Genomic DNA, 13,760 nt, shown 5'->3' on the forward strand with positions numbered 1-13,760 from the left:
GGATCCAAGGAGCACACCATGAAGGCGACCGCGCAGATCGGCGTCACAGGGCTCGCGGTGATGGGCCGCAATCTGGCCCGCAACTTCGCCCGGAACGGCTACACCGTCGCCGTCCACAACCGCACCCCCGCTCGCACCAAGGCACTCGTCGAGGAGTTCGGGCATGAGGGCGCCTTCGTGGCGGCCGAGTCGGCCGAGGAGTTCGTGGCGGCGCTGGAGCGCCCCCGCCGCCTGATGATCATGGTGCAGGCGGGTGCGGCCACCGACGCCGTCATCGAGGAGTTCGCGCCGCTGCTGGAGACCGGCGACATGATCATCGACGGCGGCAACGCCCACTTCACCGACACCCGGCGTCGTGAACAGTCGCTGCGCGAGCGCGGCATCCACTTCGTCGGCGCGGGTGTGTCCGGCGGCGAGGAGGGCGCCCTGCACGGGCCGAGCATCATGCCCGGCGGCTCCCCGGAGTCGTACGCCTCGCTCGGCCCGATGTTCGAGTCGATCAGCGCCAAGGTGGACGGCGAGCCCTGTGCCACGCACATCGGCACGGACGGTGCCGGGCACTTCGTCAAGATGGTGCACAACGGCATCGAGTACGCCGACATGCAGCTGATCGGCGAGGCCTACGACCTGCTCCGCCGCGTCGGCGGCTACACGCCGGCGCAGATCGCGGAGATCTTCCGGCGCTGGAACAAGGGCCGTCTCGACTCGTACCTGATCGAGATCACCGCCGAGGTCCTCGCGCACACGGACGCCGCGACCGGGGAGCCGTTCGTGGACGTCGTGGTCGACGCCGCCGGACAGAAGGGCACCGGCCGCTGGACCGTGCAGACCGCCCTCGATCTCGGCTCCCCGGTCACCGCCATCGCGCAGGCGACCTTCGCCCGCGCCGCCTCCAGCCAGGCCGGACTGCGCGCCGCCTACCAAGGCCTGCCCGGCGGCACCCACTGGGACCTGTCGGGAACGGAGGCCGAGCGGTTCACCAGCCAGGTCGAACACGCCCTGTACGCATCGAAGTTGATCGCGTACGACCAGGGCTGGAAGATGATCCTGGACGCCGCCGCCGAGTACGGCTGGGACATCGACCTCGGCGAGGTGGCGAAGATCTGGCGCGGCGGCTGCATCGTCCGCGCGGCGTTCCTCGACCGCATCCGCGCCGCGTACGCCGTCGATCCCGGCCTGATCAGCCTGCTCTCGGACGCCGGGTTCGCGACCGAGATCAAGGACGCCCAGGTCCCGTGGCGCGAGGTCATCTCCACGGCCACCCGCCGAGGCGTCCCGGTGCCCGCCTTCTCCGCGGCCCTGTCGTACTACGACACCCTGCGCGCCGACCGTCTGCCGGCCGCCCTCACCCAGGGCCAGCGCGACTTCTTCGGCGCCCACACCTACCGGCGCACCGACCGTCAGGGCAGCTTCCACACGCTGTGGGGCGAGGCCGCCCGGAGTGAGACCGAGGTCCTGTGACCTCCGCCCGGCGATGAGCCGGTGAGGGGCGGGCCGGACATCCGCGGCGACGGATGTCCGGCCCGCCCCACGTGAACGCAGACGCGGAGACACAGCACGTCGGCAGGCCGGGAGGAGGTCCTCGGCCCTGTCGGCGCGCACACGGTCGCGAGCAACCGGTCGGGGCCCGGCGGGTGATCCGTCGAGGCCCTCAGTTCCGGCCGGTGCCCTGGCACATCCGGCCGATGATGGCCGCGCCCTGGTCCGGGTGTCCCTTGAGCCAGGCGCCGAGGTGTTCCCGGACGGCGTCGGCGACGCAGAAGCGCACGGTGTCACCGACGAGCCGGCCACGCGTGGCGCCCCGGAACTCGGGACGGTCCAACTTGACGGACACGACCGCTGTCAGGCCCTGGCCGATCCGGTCGGCGTCGAGGTCGGGGTCCGCCGCCGCCCGTTGCCTCATCTCGCGTGCGTACGCGTTGACCGCGGCTGTCATCCCCCGGCGGAAGCCCGCCACGTGCGCGCCGCCTTCGGGGGTGGGCAGGCTGTTGGCGAAGCCCCGGACACCCTCCTGACGGGATTCGCTCCACTGGAGGGCCACCTCCACCGTCCCCTCCATCCGTGGGTCCTCCCGTTCGAAGGCGATGACGTCCGGGTGAACGGGCACCCCCGCCCGCGCGCCGTGGAAGGCGACAAGGTCCCGTGCTCCGCCCGGATACCGGAACCGCTCCGACCGGGGCCCGCCCGGCGAGCGCTCGTCACGGAGCGAGATGTCCAAGCCCCCGTGCAGATGGGCCAGTTCCCTGAAGCGCTGGGCCAGTACGTCGAACGAGCACTCCGTCGTCTCGAAGATCTCGGGGTCGGGCCAGAAGACGATGGTGGTCCCGCTTCCGGCCGCCGGCCCGGTGTCGGTGGGCGGGGTGGGTGAGACACCGCGTGTGTACTCCTGCACCCAGCGGACGCCCGCGCGCCGCACCTCGACCGTCAGGCGGCTCGAGAGGGCGTTGGTGACACAAGGCCCCATACCGAAGGCGCTCATGGCCGCGTTGTGACGGCCACCGAGGTCCGTCCAGGCGAACGGACGGGTCAGCAGGGCTTCGAGCCCGGCACTGCCGTCGTCCGCGTCGGCCTCGACCGGGATGCCCGGGCCGTCGTCGGCGACCCGCACGCCGCCGTCGGACGTGAGCGCGATGTCGACGGCGCCGGCGCGGCCCGCCAGGACCTCGTTCACCGCCCGTCCGGCGACCTCGAACACCACCTGATGCAGGCCGCGTACACCGGTCGAGCCGACGTACATTCCGGGCCGGTTCCGGATGGCCTCCAGCCCCTCCAGCACCTGGATGTGGGAAGCGTCGTACTGGCCGGCTTCCTCATGCATGCGGTCCCCCTCCGAGCGTGTCCGGCAGTGCCCCCAGATTACGCAAATACTCGAAAAACACCAGGTCAGAGCCCCTTCACCGAAGGTCCGTACGGGCAGGTACCGACCTGCGCGGAGGTCGTCGACCCGGGGGGCCGGAACCGCGGTGACAGCGCGGCCGGGGGCCCGTCGAGACCGCGCACAAGCCCGTTCTCGACGGCCCTGGGGCCTCAGATTCCGATGGCGGGCACCCGTACGGAAATTGGGGGCGCCCCGTCCTGAAAGGGCGTCCGTCCGTACGGCTACGGCACCAGCTCCGAGAGCACGGCAAGGGGCAGCGACGGGTTGCCGGCCGCCGCTTCCACCACTGCGCCGTCGGCGTCGGTGAGCAACTCCACGATGACCGACGGCGGAAGTGCCGGATGGTCGGCTGCGATCGGTCTCGCCCGTTCGTCCGCCAGGCAGGCGAGCAGAGTCGGGGCCGTCGCGTTCCGGTGCCGGGCGATCACGCGGAACGCCTGCGGCACGGGCGGTTCGTGCCGGGTCAGGTGTTGCAGCAGTGCCGCACTCCCGTCCGGGTTCTTCGCCGCTTGGGCGAGGACCCGGACGCCGTGTCGGTCGACCATGGCGCGCAACTGCCCCTCGGTGAGGCCCGGATGAGGAGCGATGGACTTCACGACCTTGGCGTCGGGGTCGGCGGCCAGCACGTCGCGGACCGCCGGCGGCAGATCGCGCCGTTGCGCCAGGAGCATGCGCGCTGCCGGGTCCCGCGACCGGGCCAGTTCCTGCACCTCGGCGGAGGACGCGGCGGCGATCCGTGGCAGCAGGGTGGCGCCGATCCTGGCCGTTCGGGCCAGGCGGGTGAGCACGTCGAGCGGTACCCGAGGATGGTGGGCGAGCCTGCGGCGCACGTCGGAGTCGGGGTCGTCGGCCAGCTCGCGGATCAGCGCGTCGTCGGTGGCGGGGTTCTCGGCGAGGTCGGCGCGGACGCCGGGAGCCGGGTCCGAGGCGAGCCGTGCGCACACCTGCGGGGGCAGGTCCGGGCGGACGGCGAGCGCCCGGCGCAGCAGCGTCGAAGGATGGTCCGCGAAGCCGACAACGGCTTCTGTGGGAGTGGCGGGGTTGCCGAGTGCCGACTGCCGCATCGCGTGGACGGTGGACTCGTGGGAGCCGTCGCAGGAGGCGCCAGGCAGCAGATCGCAGTCGGGCCGCGGGCAGAACGGGTCGTGGACGAAGGGGGTTTCCTCGCGGTCGCAGACCAGACATCGCCGCGCGGGAGGAAGCCCCTCACCGGTGATGAGCGCGGCCAGTACGCCTGGGGGCGTCGCCTCGTTGGCCGCCACCGCGCGGCGGACCTCGGCGTGCGGATGCTCCGCGAGCCTGGCGGCCATATCCGGTGTGGTCCACAGCGCGAGCTCGGTGACGACGCGGACCTCCGGGTCCGCCGCGAGCGTCTCCACCACGTCGGGCGGGAGGCCGGGGCAGGCGGCCAGCTTCTCCCGGTGCTCCACCACCGGATCCACCGCGAAGAGGCGAGCCCACTCCGGGCTGCCGGATCCCTCGTCGAGCAGGGCGAGGGCCGCGTGCGGCTGTGCCGCGGGGTCGATGTCGGCGGTGGTCAACAGTCCCGCGTACGCGAGCTGGACACCGCACTCCTCGACCCGCGAGAGCAGGGCGACCGCCTGCGCGCGGCGGAGGTCCGCCCGACCGGCGAGGTCCCCGGCCAGGTCGGCGTCGGCGACCGCGATCAGCCGGTCCAGCGACTCGGACGACAAGGCGGCGTTGGTGGCGAGCCCGCGCAGGACATGGTTCACAGGGAGCATCCTGCCCGCACCGCGACCGATCGGTTTCAGGAGGAGGGCAGGTCGACCCCGTACAGCGTGCGGCCGCCGACGAGCTCCCGGCCGGTGACCAGTTCGGACGCGATGCGGATGAAGACGTCGCTGGGCGAGGTCACCCACGATCGGGGTCCTGTCCGGGCCAGGTGAGCGTGCTCGGCGGGATCGTTCACGACCAGGGCGCGGCCCGTCACCACGACGCTCCAGCCGGAGTGCGCGACCGCGTCCACGGCGTCGGCCTCGAACGCCACCACCACGCCGTCGATGGCGCGCGCCAGTTCCGAGTCCGCCGAAGTCCGCAGCACGACGGAGAACTCGGCGTCGAGACTGAAGTTGACCGGCAGTACGGCGGGCAGGGCGTTGCGGGTGTGGACGACCCTGCCGATGGGCGCCTCGACGAGCCGGTCCAGGCATTCCTGCCTGCCGAGTTCACGAAATCCGTCGTTGGGATTCATCACCGGAGCCAACTCTCACGCGATAAGGCGACACAGGGACAGAGCGACATTTGGTTCAGGCTGCGTACGGACGGGGAAGCGGGACAAGGGCCATTGGTCCCCGGTGAACGGAGAGTGTCCGCTTCCCGGCGCCGGAGCGTACGACGTCCCGATCCCCGCCGCGATCCACCGGTCTCCGGATCACCTTCCGGATCACTCCGGATCACCGCACGGATCACCGCACGGCGATCCGGCGACCGGTGATCCTGTCCTGATCGACACGTACCCACACGTCGCGATCCTCGCCGCCGGCCCAGGGGCCGCTGTAGGCGAGAGCGCCGAGGCGGCGAACGACCTCGGGATCGGTCACGGCCCGGGCGCGGCCCTGGACGAGCACGCTCCAGCCCTGGCTGAGTGCCTCGTCGACGTGATCGACCTCGAAGGCGACCCGGGAGCCGACCGCCCTGGCGGGCGCCGCGCCGGGCGCCGTCCTGTAAGTGACCGCTCCGTCGATGACGCTGTAGTTGACGGGAAGGACGACGATTCCGTCCGGGGTGTCGGTGGCGATCCTTCCGACGCCGTGCGTGGACAGCCGTGCCTGGCACTCGTCAGGGCCGAGTTCGACGAGTTCGGAGTGGTCGGCCGCCTGCCCGAGGCCCGGCGGGAGGTCGGCCTCGCCGCCGTGCAGGGCGGCGACGCTGGTGTCCAGGGCGTCGGCGAGCCGGATCAGGACACTCGTCCCGGGCATCGCGGTGGACTGCTCCTCCAGGTAACAGAGATAGCCGGCGGCCATACCCGCGCGGTCGGCCGTGTCCTCCCGGGTCAGACCGAGTTCCTCGCGTCGGGCGGCGATACGCCGCCCCACGTCGCCCGGTGCGGTCGCGGCCGAAGCCGCCAAAGGCGCGCGCCGCGGCACCTCCTCGACGCACGCTCTCATGTGAGCACCCGGTTCCGCGTCGGCGTCCCGTCGCATGTTGGCGTCCCGTTGCATGTCGGCGCCCGGTTCCGTGCCGGCGCCCCGTGGCACGTCGGCGCCCGGTTCCGCCCCGCCGCTCCGCTCCCTGTCGCCGCCCCGCTCCGTGTCGGCGCCGGGCTTCTCGTCGGCCTCCGGCCTCGCGCCCGGCGGACCCTCGGGCCCGTCCTCGCTCCTCGGGCTCCCGCCGGACATGGCCCGTCGCGGTTGTTCGGACATGGCCCGTCGTGTCGGTTCGGACATGACCCATCGCTTCCTTCCGTCGGGACGTGACGGCGACCGGGGCGGTCTGACGGTCAGGGCGTCCTGACCGTCAGGACGTCGTGCTGCGGCTCGCCGAGGACCACCTTGAGCGCCCCCGTGTCGGCGGCCCGTGCGAAGACGTCGTACGCCTCCTCCATGCGGTCCAGCGGGAACGTGTGGGTCACGAGGGAGGCCGCCGGGAGCCGGCCCGCGGCCATCATGCGCAGCAGGGTGGGGGTGGAGTACGTGTCCACCAGGCCCGTGGTGATCGTCAGGTTCTTGCTCCACAGGCTTTCGAGGTGCAGGGTCGCGGACCTGCCGTGCACGCCGACGTTGGCGACGTGTCCGCCGGGCCGGACCATGCGCGTGCACATCTCGAAGCTCTCCGGGACGCCGACCGCCTCGACGACGACATCGGCTCCGAGCCCGTCGGTGAGGTCGGAGACGAGCTGCTCGGCCTCCTCTCCGGCCATCGCGACCGCGTCGGCACCGAGACGCTTGGCGGCGTCGAGGCGGGCGGTGGCGAGATCGACGGCGATGATCCTCTCCGGCGAGTAGAGGCTCGCCGTCGCTATCGCGGCGAGTCCGACCGGCCCGGCTCCGACGACGGCGACGGTGTCTCCGGGGCGCACCCGCCCGTTCAGCACGCCGACCTCGTACGCGGTCGGGAAGATGTCGGCCAGCAGGACCGCGTCCTTGCTGTCCACGGCCCCGGGCAGGAGATGCGTGGACAGGTCGGCGTGCGGAACGCGGACGTATTCGGCCTGTGTGCCGTTGATCAGATGGCCGAGGATCCAGCCACCGCCGCCGCGGCACTGGCCGTAGGCGCCCTCTCGGCAGAAGCGGCAGCGGCCGCACGCCGTGATGCAGGACATCAGAACACGATCGCCCGGCCGGACCGTCCGCACATCGCCGCCCACCTCGACGATCTCGCCGACGGCCTCGTGGCCGAGGACCGTGCCGGGGGCGACCTCCGGGACGTCGCCCTTGAGGATGTGCAGGTCGGTCCCGCAGATGGTGACGGTGTCCACGCGCACGATCGCGTCGGTGGCGTCCTGGATGGCGGGATCGGCCACGTCCTCCCACGCGGACCTTCCCGGAGCGTGGAACACGAGTGCCTTCATGACGACCCCTTCACGTCGTGACTTGACCTGGCATTTACAGCCTGACCGGGGCAGATGTCTCCCGCATGGGCCGATCGGTCCCCACCGCGGGACCGGGCGGCCCCTGCCACCGCTCGCGCGCACCGCGATCCCCTTGCACTGTTGGGGTGTAACGAGGAGGTGCGGTGCCATGCGCGGAGCACAGGGTGCGAGGCAGTGGTGCTGGCGCTGGCGGAGGAATCCGCTGCGCCGCCGTGACGACGTCTTCGAGGCGTGGATCGTGCTGATCGTCTGGATGGTCATGGTGCTCGGCGGCACCGTGGCCGGCCTGGTGACGGCCCATGCCGCCGACACGTCCTTCACCCGGCTGCGCCACGACCGCCACGCCATCCCGGCCGTCCTGGTCGAGAGTTCGGGTGCGGCGGTACCGGCCGGAGAGGGCGCGGTCTACGACCAGGTCCGGGCTAAGGTCCGGTGGACCGCGCCGGACGGTTCCGCCCGTACCGGCCGCGCCCTGGTGGAATCCGGGCACAAGGCCGGAGCGCGCGTCGTGATCTGGATGGACACGAAGGGCCGGCTCGCCGGCGCGCCGCCGACCGCGGGCGCGGCGACGGCCGAGGCGAGCCTGCTGGGCATCGGCGCCGCGGTGTCTCTCGGCGGCCTGGTCTTCGGGGCGGGCAGCCTCGCACGGTGGCGGCTCGACCAGCGGCGCTATGACCGCTGGGCGCGCGAGTGGGAACGACTCGGACCGCAGTGGGGGCACAAGACGCCGTGACTCAGCGCGCCGACGCACGCGGAAGGAGCAGATCACCTTGACGACTCCGACATATCCGATGAGACCACCGGATCACCCCGTGAGGGTGAACGCCCGTCTCGACACACCGCTGTCCCGCTGGCTGTGGCTGGTGAAGTGGATCCTCGCCATTCCGCACTACGTGGTGCTGTTCTTCCTCTGGATCGCCTTCACCGTGGTGAGCGTGATCGCGTTCTTCGCCATTCTCTTCACCGAGCGCTACCCACGTGGGCTCTTCGAGTTCAACGTCGGCGTGCTGCGCTGGAGTTGGCGCGTCGCCTACTACTCGTACGGCGCGCTCGGCACCGACCGCTATCCACCGTTCAGCCTCGGTGAGGAACGGGACTACCCGGCACGGCTCGACATCGTCTACCCGGAACGGCTCTCCCGTGGCCTGGTGCTCGTGAAGTGGTGGCTGCTGGTGATTCCGCAGTACATCGTCGTCGGCTTCTTCCTCGGCGGCTCCCACCTCGGCTGGTGGGAAGGCGGTCTCATCGGCGTGCTGACCATCTTCGCGGGCTTCGCACTGGCCTTCACCGAGAAGTACCCGAAGGATCTGTACGCCCTGATCATGGGCCTCAACCGGTGGGTGCTGCGTGTGGCCGCCTACGCCGCCCTGATGACCGACGTCTATCCACCGTTCCGCCTGGACATGGGCGGCTCGGAGGAGAGCGCGGCCGAATTCGGACCGCGGCAGGACCGCTGACCGGTACCGGACGGCAAGCCGGTGGGCGACGGGGCGCGGCCGTGGATCCGTCCGGGCGGCCAGGCGGCCGAGGGCCCGGGGTCGTAGACCTCCGGGCCCTTGGCCGCCTGTCGGCGACCGTGCGGTCACCGGGTCACCTGGTCACCTGGTCACCCGGTCACGCGCCGTGAACAGCGTGGGCAGTCGTGCGGGTCAGTCGTGCGGGATCACCGCGACCGGTGCGGTGGAGTGGTGCAGTACCGCTTGGGTCACCGGTCCGATGTGGGTGCCGACCGGGGTCTGCCGGTTGCGGCGCCCGACCACGACCAGCGCCGCGTTCCGCGAGGCGTCCACGAGGTGCGGAGCCGCGCCGCCGATCACGGCCTGCTCCCGCACCTCGACGCCGGGGAACTTCTCGCGCCAGGGGCTCAGGACTTCCGTCAGCCGCTCTTGCGCCGCGGCGATCAGCTGCGCGTTGACCGCCGTGTCGGTGGCTCCGCTGTAGCCGTAGTAGGGCGGCAGACTCCAGCCGTGGACGACGCGCAGGTCGGCGGCTCTGTGGGCCGCGGCCCGGAAGGCGAACCCGAGCACCGAGGCGTCCGGGTGCTCCAGGTCGAGACCGAGGACGACGTCCTCCCTCCCGGACGCTTCCTCCGGCCCCGCTCCGGCTCGTACGAGAACGACAGGCGTCCGGCTCCGGGCCACCACCGATTGCGCGACGGATCCCGTCAGGAATCCGGCGATCCCGCTCAGGCCCCTGGACCCGAGGACCAGCAGCTCGGCGTCCTCGGCGGCGGCGAGCAGAGCCGTGACAGGCTGTTCGGCGACGCGCTCGGCGACGACGGACAGACCCGGGTGGTCCGCGGTGAGCTTCGTTGCTGTCTCGTGCGGCAGTCGTTCGGCCCACGCGCGCTGCGGGTCCTCCGCCGGCGGCGGAACCGAGACGCCGGCCAGGGGGCCGTACACGGAGGGGTGCCACAACCAGGCGTGCACGAGACGCAGCCGCGTGTCCGTGAGCCGGGCTTCGCGGGCCGCCCACTCGGCTGCCGCGAGACTCTCGGGCGAGCCGTCGAGACCGACGACGATGGTGCGGGACATGTGAGGACCTCCTTGAGGGATGCGTGATCAGTCTTGTGTCCGCACGGGTGCGGGAAGAGGGGCCGCTGGTCCTCGACAGGGGCCAACCGGCCCATGCGGCACAGGACTTCGAACCGGACGTCGCGTTCCTGCCAGGACGGCGCCCCCTGGGCCGGCCCTGCGGGGCGACCTGCCGCTCCCGGACGGAGATGCGTCCACTCACGTGTTCCGGCGACGGCTGTTCATGTGTGCCGCCGATTGCTGTTCATATGGGCCGGCGATTGCTGTTCACGGGCGGGCGGCGCCCGGCAGACCGTCATCGCCGAGGCCCTCGCAGACGGACAGACCTCGACCGCGTCGGCAGAACGCTCCGCCCCCGCGCGGCGGAGCACCGCGAAGAGGCCACCGCACGCGGCGGGGCGCCCCCGCACACGCACGGGGGCGCCCCGGTGCTTGCCCTGGCCCTGCGGTCACCGCAGCCAGGGGTTGCGGCTCACGACGGGGAGCCGCTCCCAGAGCCGGCCCAGGCCCCAGGTGGCACCCGCGCCCGCCGCGGCGAGGGCGATCAGCACGACCGCGTAGATCACGTGGTAGTCGGCGAAGGGGTTCGTCGACATGCTGGGCGAACCGTCGGACAGATGCCGGACGGGCGGCCACTCGGCGACCCACATCAGCGCCATCATCACCGTGCCCGCGACCGCGGCGAGCCGCAGGGCGACACCGGCGATCAGGGCGACACCGACGCCCAGCAGCCCGGCCATGAACAGCCAGTCGGCCCAGGTGTCCCCGGCCCAGGAATGGAACGTCGAGTCCATCGGGCCGGCCGCGACACCACCGAGGAATCCCTTGGTGGGCGAGCCGCCGTCGATCCAGCCCTTGCCGGACGGGGTGGCGTAGCCGAAGCCGAAGGTCTTGTCGAGGAAGGCCCACAGGAACACGAACCCCGTCAGCAGCCGCAGACCCGCGAAGGCGTAGGAGGCGGCCACCGTGGCCGACGAGGTCACGGCCTCACCGGGTGCCTGTGCCGAACGGGTCCTGCGCAGCGACGGGAAGCGGAACCCTGCGTGCCGGTGGGGTTGCTCGTGGACTGCCATGATGCTCATCCCTCCGAGGGGTGTTCGACGAGTTCGCGGTGGCGTCTGTTGCGCTTTCAATGTCTCGTGGTGGCAAGGGAGTTCGGAGGGGCCTCGGGTCCCTGGCGGCAGGGCCGAAGGTCCCTCTGCGAGGACCGGCCGGGCCGCACGCCGTCACCAACCAGGCTTCTCCATCAAGGAGTTCGTTCCTGCGCCGAATGCGCCGACTCGCATCGGCCTGCGCGCGGCGGCCCGGCGCATCTTGTAGGCGTGCGGGACGACGGCCACCGAACAGTCGGCGTGGTGCGGCACCGCGTGGGCCACCGGACCGAGGCGGGTGCGGGCCTCCGGTTCCCTGTGCCCCACACGATCGGGGCGTCGCCCGCGGAGGCGCCGGGCCCTTCGGCCGCGGCCGGTGCCATGCGGCCCGCGGTCGGGGCCGGGTGGCCCATGGCGGCGGGCGGGGCGCGGGAAGACATTGGGGGGTGGAAGCGTCGCGCACCAGGAAGAGGCAGATCATGAACACTTCCACCACGTCCACCATGCTGCGGGCGCTGCCCGTCGAGCACCGGGAACGACTGCTGCCGCTCGCCCGCGAGGTGTCGTTCCCGGAGGGCACCCGACTGTTCGAGGAAGGCCGGCACGCCGACCGGTTCTGGATCATCCGGACCGGCACGGTGGCCCTCGACCTGCGGGTGCCGGGTCGCCGCGCGGCCGTCATCGAGATCCTCGGACACAACGAACTCGTCGGCTGGTCCTGGCTGTTCGCGCCGCACACCTGGCATCTGGGCGCCGAGACGACCAGCCCGGTACGCGCCTACGAGTTCGACGCCGACGTGGTTCGGGCGATGTGCGAGGCCGATCCCGTGCTCGGGATGGCCGTGACGCAGTGGGCGGGCGAGATCGTCGCCCACCGGCTCCAGTCGGCCCGCACCCGGTTGCTCGACCTGTACGCCCCCTACGGCAGCGGCGACGCACGCTGACCGCGATCGTCACGCTGAGGCTCGCATTGGGCCGGTCGGCCCTAGTGCGTTCGGTCCCGACGCGTGATGATCGTCGTGAGCGGGCTCACGGTCCGTGGTCAACCATCACTGAACGAGGGGTCGTCATGGCCGAGGCGGGTACCTTCTCCGAGCAGAACCCGATCCGGGTCTTCCTGCTGGACGACCACGAGGTGGTGCGCCGCGGTCTGACGGATCTCCTGGACGCGGAGCCGGACATCTCGGTGGTGGGCGACGCGGGCAACGTCGAGCACGCCCTGGTGCGCGGCCCGGCGCTGCGCCCGGACGTGGCCGTCCTCGACGTACGGCTGCCGGACGGCGACGGCATCAGCGTCTGCCGGGAACTGCGCAGCCAGATGCCCGAGCTGTCCTGTCTGATGCTGACGTCGTTCGACGACGAGGAAGCCCTGCTCGACGCGATCATGGCCGGCGCGTCGGGCTATGTGCTGAAGCAGATCAAGGGATCCGATCTGGTCTCGGCGGTCCGCACCGTCGCGTCGGGCCAGTCGATGCTGGACCCCACGACGACCGCCCGGCTCATGCGCAAGCTGCGCACGGACCCCGCCGAGGAACCGGCCCTCTCGCCCGAACTCGCCAGTCTCTCGCCGCGTGAACGGGACATCCTCGCGCTGATCGGGGACGGACTCACCAACCGCGAGATCGGCAAGAAGCTCTACCTGTCCGAGAAGACGGTGAAGAACCACATCTCCCGGCTGCTGGCCAAACTCGGCGTCCAGCGCCGTGTCCAGGCCGCGGTGATGGCCAACCACCTCGAACACCCCGAATCGGCCGACCACTACCACACCCGCTGAGCCCCGAATCGGCCGATCACCACCACACCCGCTGAGGCCGGCCCGGTCGACCACCACGTCACGCGACGAGTCCCGGAGCGGCGGACCACCATCCCGGCCGAGTCCCGATGCGCGGGACCGCCCTCCCGAAGGTACGCGAACCGTCCCCCACGTGCCCTGTCGCGGATCGGCCGACGGTCAGCCGGGCTCGGGGTCCGTCCCAGGGGCTGACCGGGTACGCCGCATGGGCCGATCGGCCCCGCTCCCGGCCCTCACCGGATCCGTCCGACCCCTGTGCGCGAGGGGTGGAGCGGGTGGACGGTGAAGGCGCGCTTCCCGCACGAAGGCGTTGCTCACGGACGATGAAGGGTGAACCGCCATGGCGCAGCCGATCGCTGTCGGTCACGACCCCGGGCAGGAGAGGGTCCGGCCGGTGGTGCTCGGCATCGATGCCCGCCGTCCGTGCGACGCCGTCACGGGCTTCGCCTTCGAGGCCGCGCTGCGACGCGGTGCCCCGCTGCACGCCGTCCACGCCTGGCGCCTTCCCGCTCCCGCGGGACCGTCGCTGCCGGTCGCTCCGCCGGAGGAGGACCGGGGCGCCTGGGAGGACGAGGAGGTCCAGCTACTGGCGGATGCCCTACGGCCGTGGCGCGAGAAGTGTCCGCGTGTACGTGTCTACGAGGACGTCCGTCTCCAGAGCCCCCCGACCGCCCTCGTCCACGCCTCGGACACAGCCGGGCTTGTCGTCGTGGGCCGCGGTGGCGCGACGCTCGGGCCCACGCTCATGGCCGTACTGAGCCACGCCAGGTGCCCTGTGACGGTGGTCCCGCACTGACGCGGGCGGGCGGTGGCCGTGCGTCCGGCCACCGGTCGCACGTCACCGGAGCACGGTCGCGGGCCTCCGATCGCGGGCCACGCGTCGCGGGCCACCGATAGCGGGCCACGCGTCGCG

At 71.9% G+C, this 13,760-nt stretch carries 13 protein-coding genes; 6 read left to right on the forward strand and 7 right to left on the reverse strand.

What is annotated here, in order from left to right:
- Nucleotides 1–18: 18 nt before the first annotated feature.
- On the forward strand, nt 19–1,461 hold the full coding sequence (gene gndA / locus OG788_RS05430; RefSeq protein WP_351546566.1) for an NADP-dependent phosphogluconate dehydrogenase: 1,443 nt from the start codon (nt 19–21) through the stop codon (nt 1,459–1,461).
- Nucleotides 1,462–1,651: 190 nt separating this feature from the next.
- Here gndA and OG788_RS05435 read toward each other — a convergent pair whose 3' ends face one another.
- From OG788_RS05435 to OG788_RS05455, 5 genes are all read right to left on the reverse strand, one after another.
- A complete protein-coding gene (locus tag OG788_RS05435; protein WP_406369332.1) occupies nt 1,652–2,818 on the reverse strand; it encodes an ATP-binding protein in 1,167 nt (388 codons plus the stop codon).
- Nucleotides 2,819–3,099: 281 nt separating this feature from the next.
- Nucleotides 3,100–4,611, reverse strand: coding sequence for a hypothetical protein (locus tag OG788_RS05440; RefSeq protein WP_406376674.1), 1,512 nt, complete (start codon nt 4,609–4,611; stop codon nt 3,100–3,102).
- Nucleotides 4,612–4,646: 35 nt separating this feature from the next.
- Nucleotides 4,647–5,090, reverse strand: coding sequence for a pyridoxamine 5'-phosphate oxidase family protein (locus OG788_RS05445; protein ID WP_406369333.1), 444 nt, complete (start codon nt 5,088–5,090; stop codon nt 4,647–4,649).
- Nucleotides 5,091–5,304: 214 nt separating this feature from the next.
- Complete coding sequence (locus tag OG788_RS05450; protein WP_406369334.1) at nt 5,305–6,285, reverse strand: helix-turn-helix domain-containing protein; 981 nt, start codon at nt 6,283–6,285, stop codon at nt 5,305–5,307.
- A 53-nt stretch (nt 6,286–6,338) separates the two neighbouring features.
- Nucleotides 6,339–7,409: a zinc-dependent alcohol dehydrogenase family protein gene (locus OG788_RS05455; RefSeq protein ID WP_406369335.1), complete on the reverse strand. Its 1,071-nt coding sequence runs from the start codon at nt 7,407–7,409 to the stop codon at nt 6,339–6,341.
- Between the two features lie 169 nt (nt 7,410–7,578).
- Here OG788_RS05455 and OG788_RS05460 point away from each other — a divergent pair, with 169 nt between their 5' ends.
- Together OG788_RS05460 and OG788_RS05465 are read left to right on the forward strand one after the other, a co-directional pair.
- Nucleotides 7,579–8,163 carry a hypothetical protein gene (locus tag OG788_RS05460; protein ID WP_406369336.1) on the forward strand — a complete coding sequence of 195 codons (585 nt, stop codon included), beginning with the start codon at nt 7,579–7,581 and terminating at the stop codon, nt 8,161–8,163.
- Between the two features lie 58 nt (nt 8,164–8,221).
- Nucleotides 8,222–8,887, forward strand: coding sequence for a DUF4389 domain-containing protein (locus OG788_RS05465; RefSeq protein ID WP_406376675.1), 666 nt, complete (start codon nt 8,222–8,224; stop codon nt 8,885–8,887).
- Between the two features lie 192 nt (nt 8,888–9,079).
- Here the strand turns inward: OG788_RS05465 and OG788_RS05470 are convergent, their stop codons facing one another.
- Nucleotides 9,080–9,964 carry a universal stress protein gene (locus tag OG788_RS05470; protein WP_406369337.1) on the reverse strand — a complete coding sequence of 295 codons (885 nt, stop codon included), beginning with the start codon at nt 9,962–9,964 and terminating at the stop codon, nt 9,080–9,082.
- Between the two features lie 449 nt (nt 9,965–10,413).
- Nucleotides 10,414–11,037, reverse strand: a complete 624-nt coding sequence (locus OG788_RS05475; RefSeq protein WP_406369338.1) for a hypothetical protein — start codon at nt 11,035–11,037, stop codon at nt 10,414–10,416.
- A gap of 497 nt (nt 11,038–11,534) precedes the next feature.
- Between OG788_RS05475 and OG788_RS05480 the strand changes: the two genes are divergently transcribed.
- The 3 genes from OG788_RS05480 (at nt 11,535) to OG788_RS05490 (ending at nt 13,643) form a co-directional block, all read left to right on the forward strand.
- The gene (locus OG788_RS05480) at nt 11,535–11,999 is read left to right on the forward strand and encodes a Crp/Fnr family transcriptional regulator (RefSeq protein WP_406369339.1); all 465 of its coding nucleotides are present in this window, start codon (nt 11,535–11,537) and stop codon (nt 11,997–11,999) included.
- A 125-nt stretch (nt 12,000–12,124) separates the two neighbouring features.
- Complete coding sequence (locus tag OG788_RS05485) at nt 12,125–12,829, forward strand: response regulator (protein ID WP_406369340.1); 705 nt, start codon at nt 12,125–12,127, stop codon at nt 12,827–12,829.
- A gap of 358 nt (nt 12,830–13,187) precedes the next feature.
- Nucleotides 13,188–13,643: a universal stress protein gene (locus OG788_RS05490; RefSeq protein ID WP_406369341.1), complete on the forward strand. Its 456-nt coding sequence runs from the start codon at nt 13,188–13,190 to the stop codon at nt 13,641–13,643.
- The last annotated feature ends 117 nt before the right edge of the window (nt 13,644–13,760 follow it).

Origin of the sequence: Streptomyces sp. NBC_00647 (assembly GCF_045207245.1) — a bacterium.
Taxonomy (GTDB): domain Bacteria; phylum Actinomycetota; class Actinomycetes; order Streptomycetales; family Streptomycetaceae; genus Streptomyces.

Coding starts and splice junctions, on each gene's coding strand:
- OG788_RS05435 (WP_406369332.1), bottom strand. CDS start 2,818: ATGCATGAGGAAGCCGGCCAGTACGACGCTTCCCACATCCAGGTGCTG.
- OG788_RS05485 (WP_406369340.1), top strand. CDS start 12,125: ATGGCCGAGGCGGGTACCTTCTCCGAGCAGAACCCGATCCGGGTCTTC.
- OG788_RS05445 (WP_406369333.1), bottom strand. CDS start 5,090: ATGAATCCCAACGACGGATTTCGTGAACTCGGCAGGCAGGAATGCCTG.
- OG788_RS05490 (WP_406369341.1), top strand. CDS start 13,188: ATGGCGCAGCCGATCGCTGTCGGTCACGACCCCGGGCAGGAGAGGGTC.
- OG788_RS05460 (WP_406369336.1), top strand. CDS start 7,579: ATGCGCGGAGCACAGGGTGCGAGGCAGTGGTGCTGGCGCTGGCGGAGG.
- OG788_RS05470 (WP_406369337.1), bottom strand. CDS start 9,964: ATGTCCCGCACCATCGTCGTCGGTCTCGACGGCTCGCCCGAGAGTCTC.
- OG788_RS05475 (WP_406369338.1), bottom strand. CDS start 11,037: ATGGCAGTCCACGAGCAACCCCACCGGCACGCAGGGTTCCGCTTCCCG.
- OG788_RS05450 (WP_406369334.1), bottom strand. CDS start 6,285: ATGTCCGAACCGACACGACGGGCCATGTCCGAACAACCGCGACGGGCC.
- OG788_RS05455 (WP_406369335.1), bottom strand. CDS start 7,409: ATGAAGGCACTCGTGTTCCACGCTCCGGGAAGGTCCGCGTGGGAGGAC.
- OG788_RS05480 (WP_406369339.1), top strand. CDS start 11,535: ATGAACACTTCCACCACGTCCACCATGCTGCGGGCGCTGCCCGTCGAG.
- OG788_RS05465 (WP_406376675.1), top strand. CDS start 8,222: ATGAGACCACCGGATCACCCCGTGAGGGTGAACGCCCGTCTCGACACA.
- gndA (WP_351546566.1), top strand. CDS start 19: ATGAAGGCGACCGCGCAGATCGGCGTCACAGGGCTCGCGGTGATGGGC.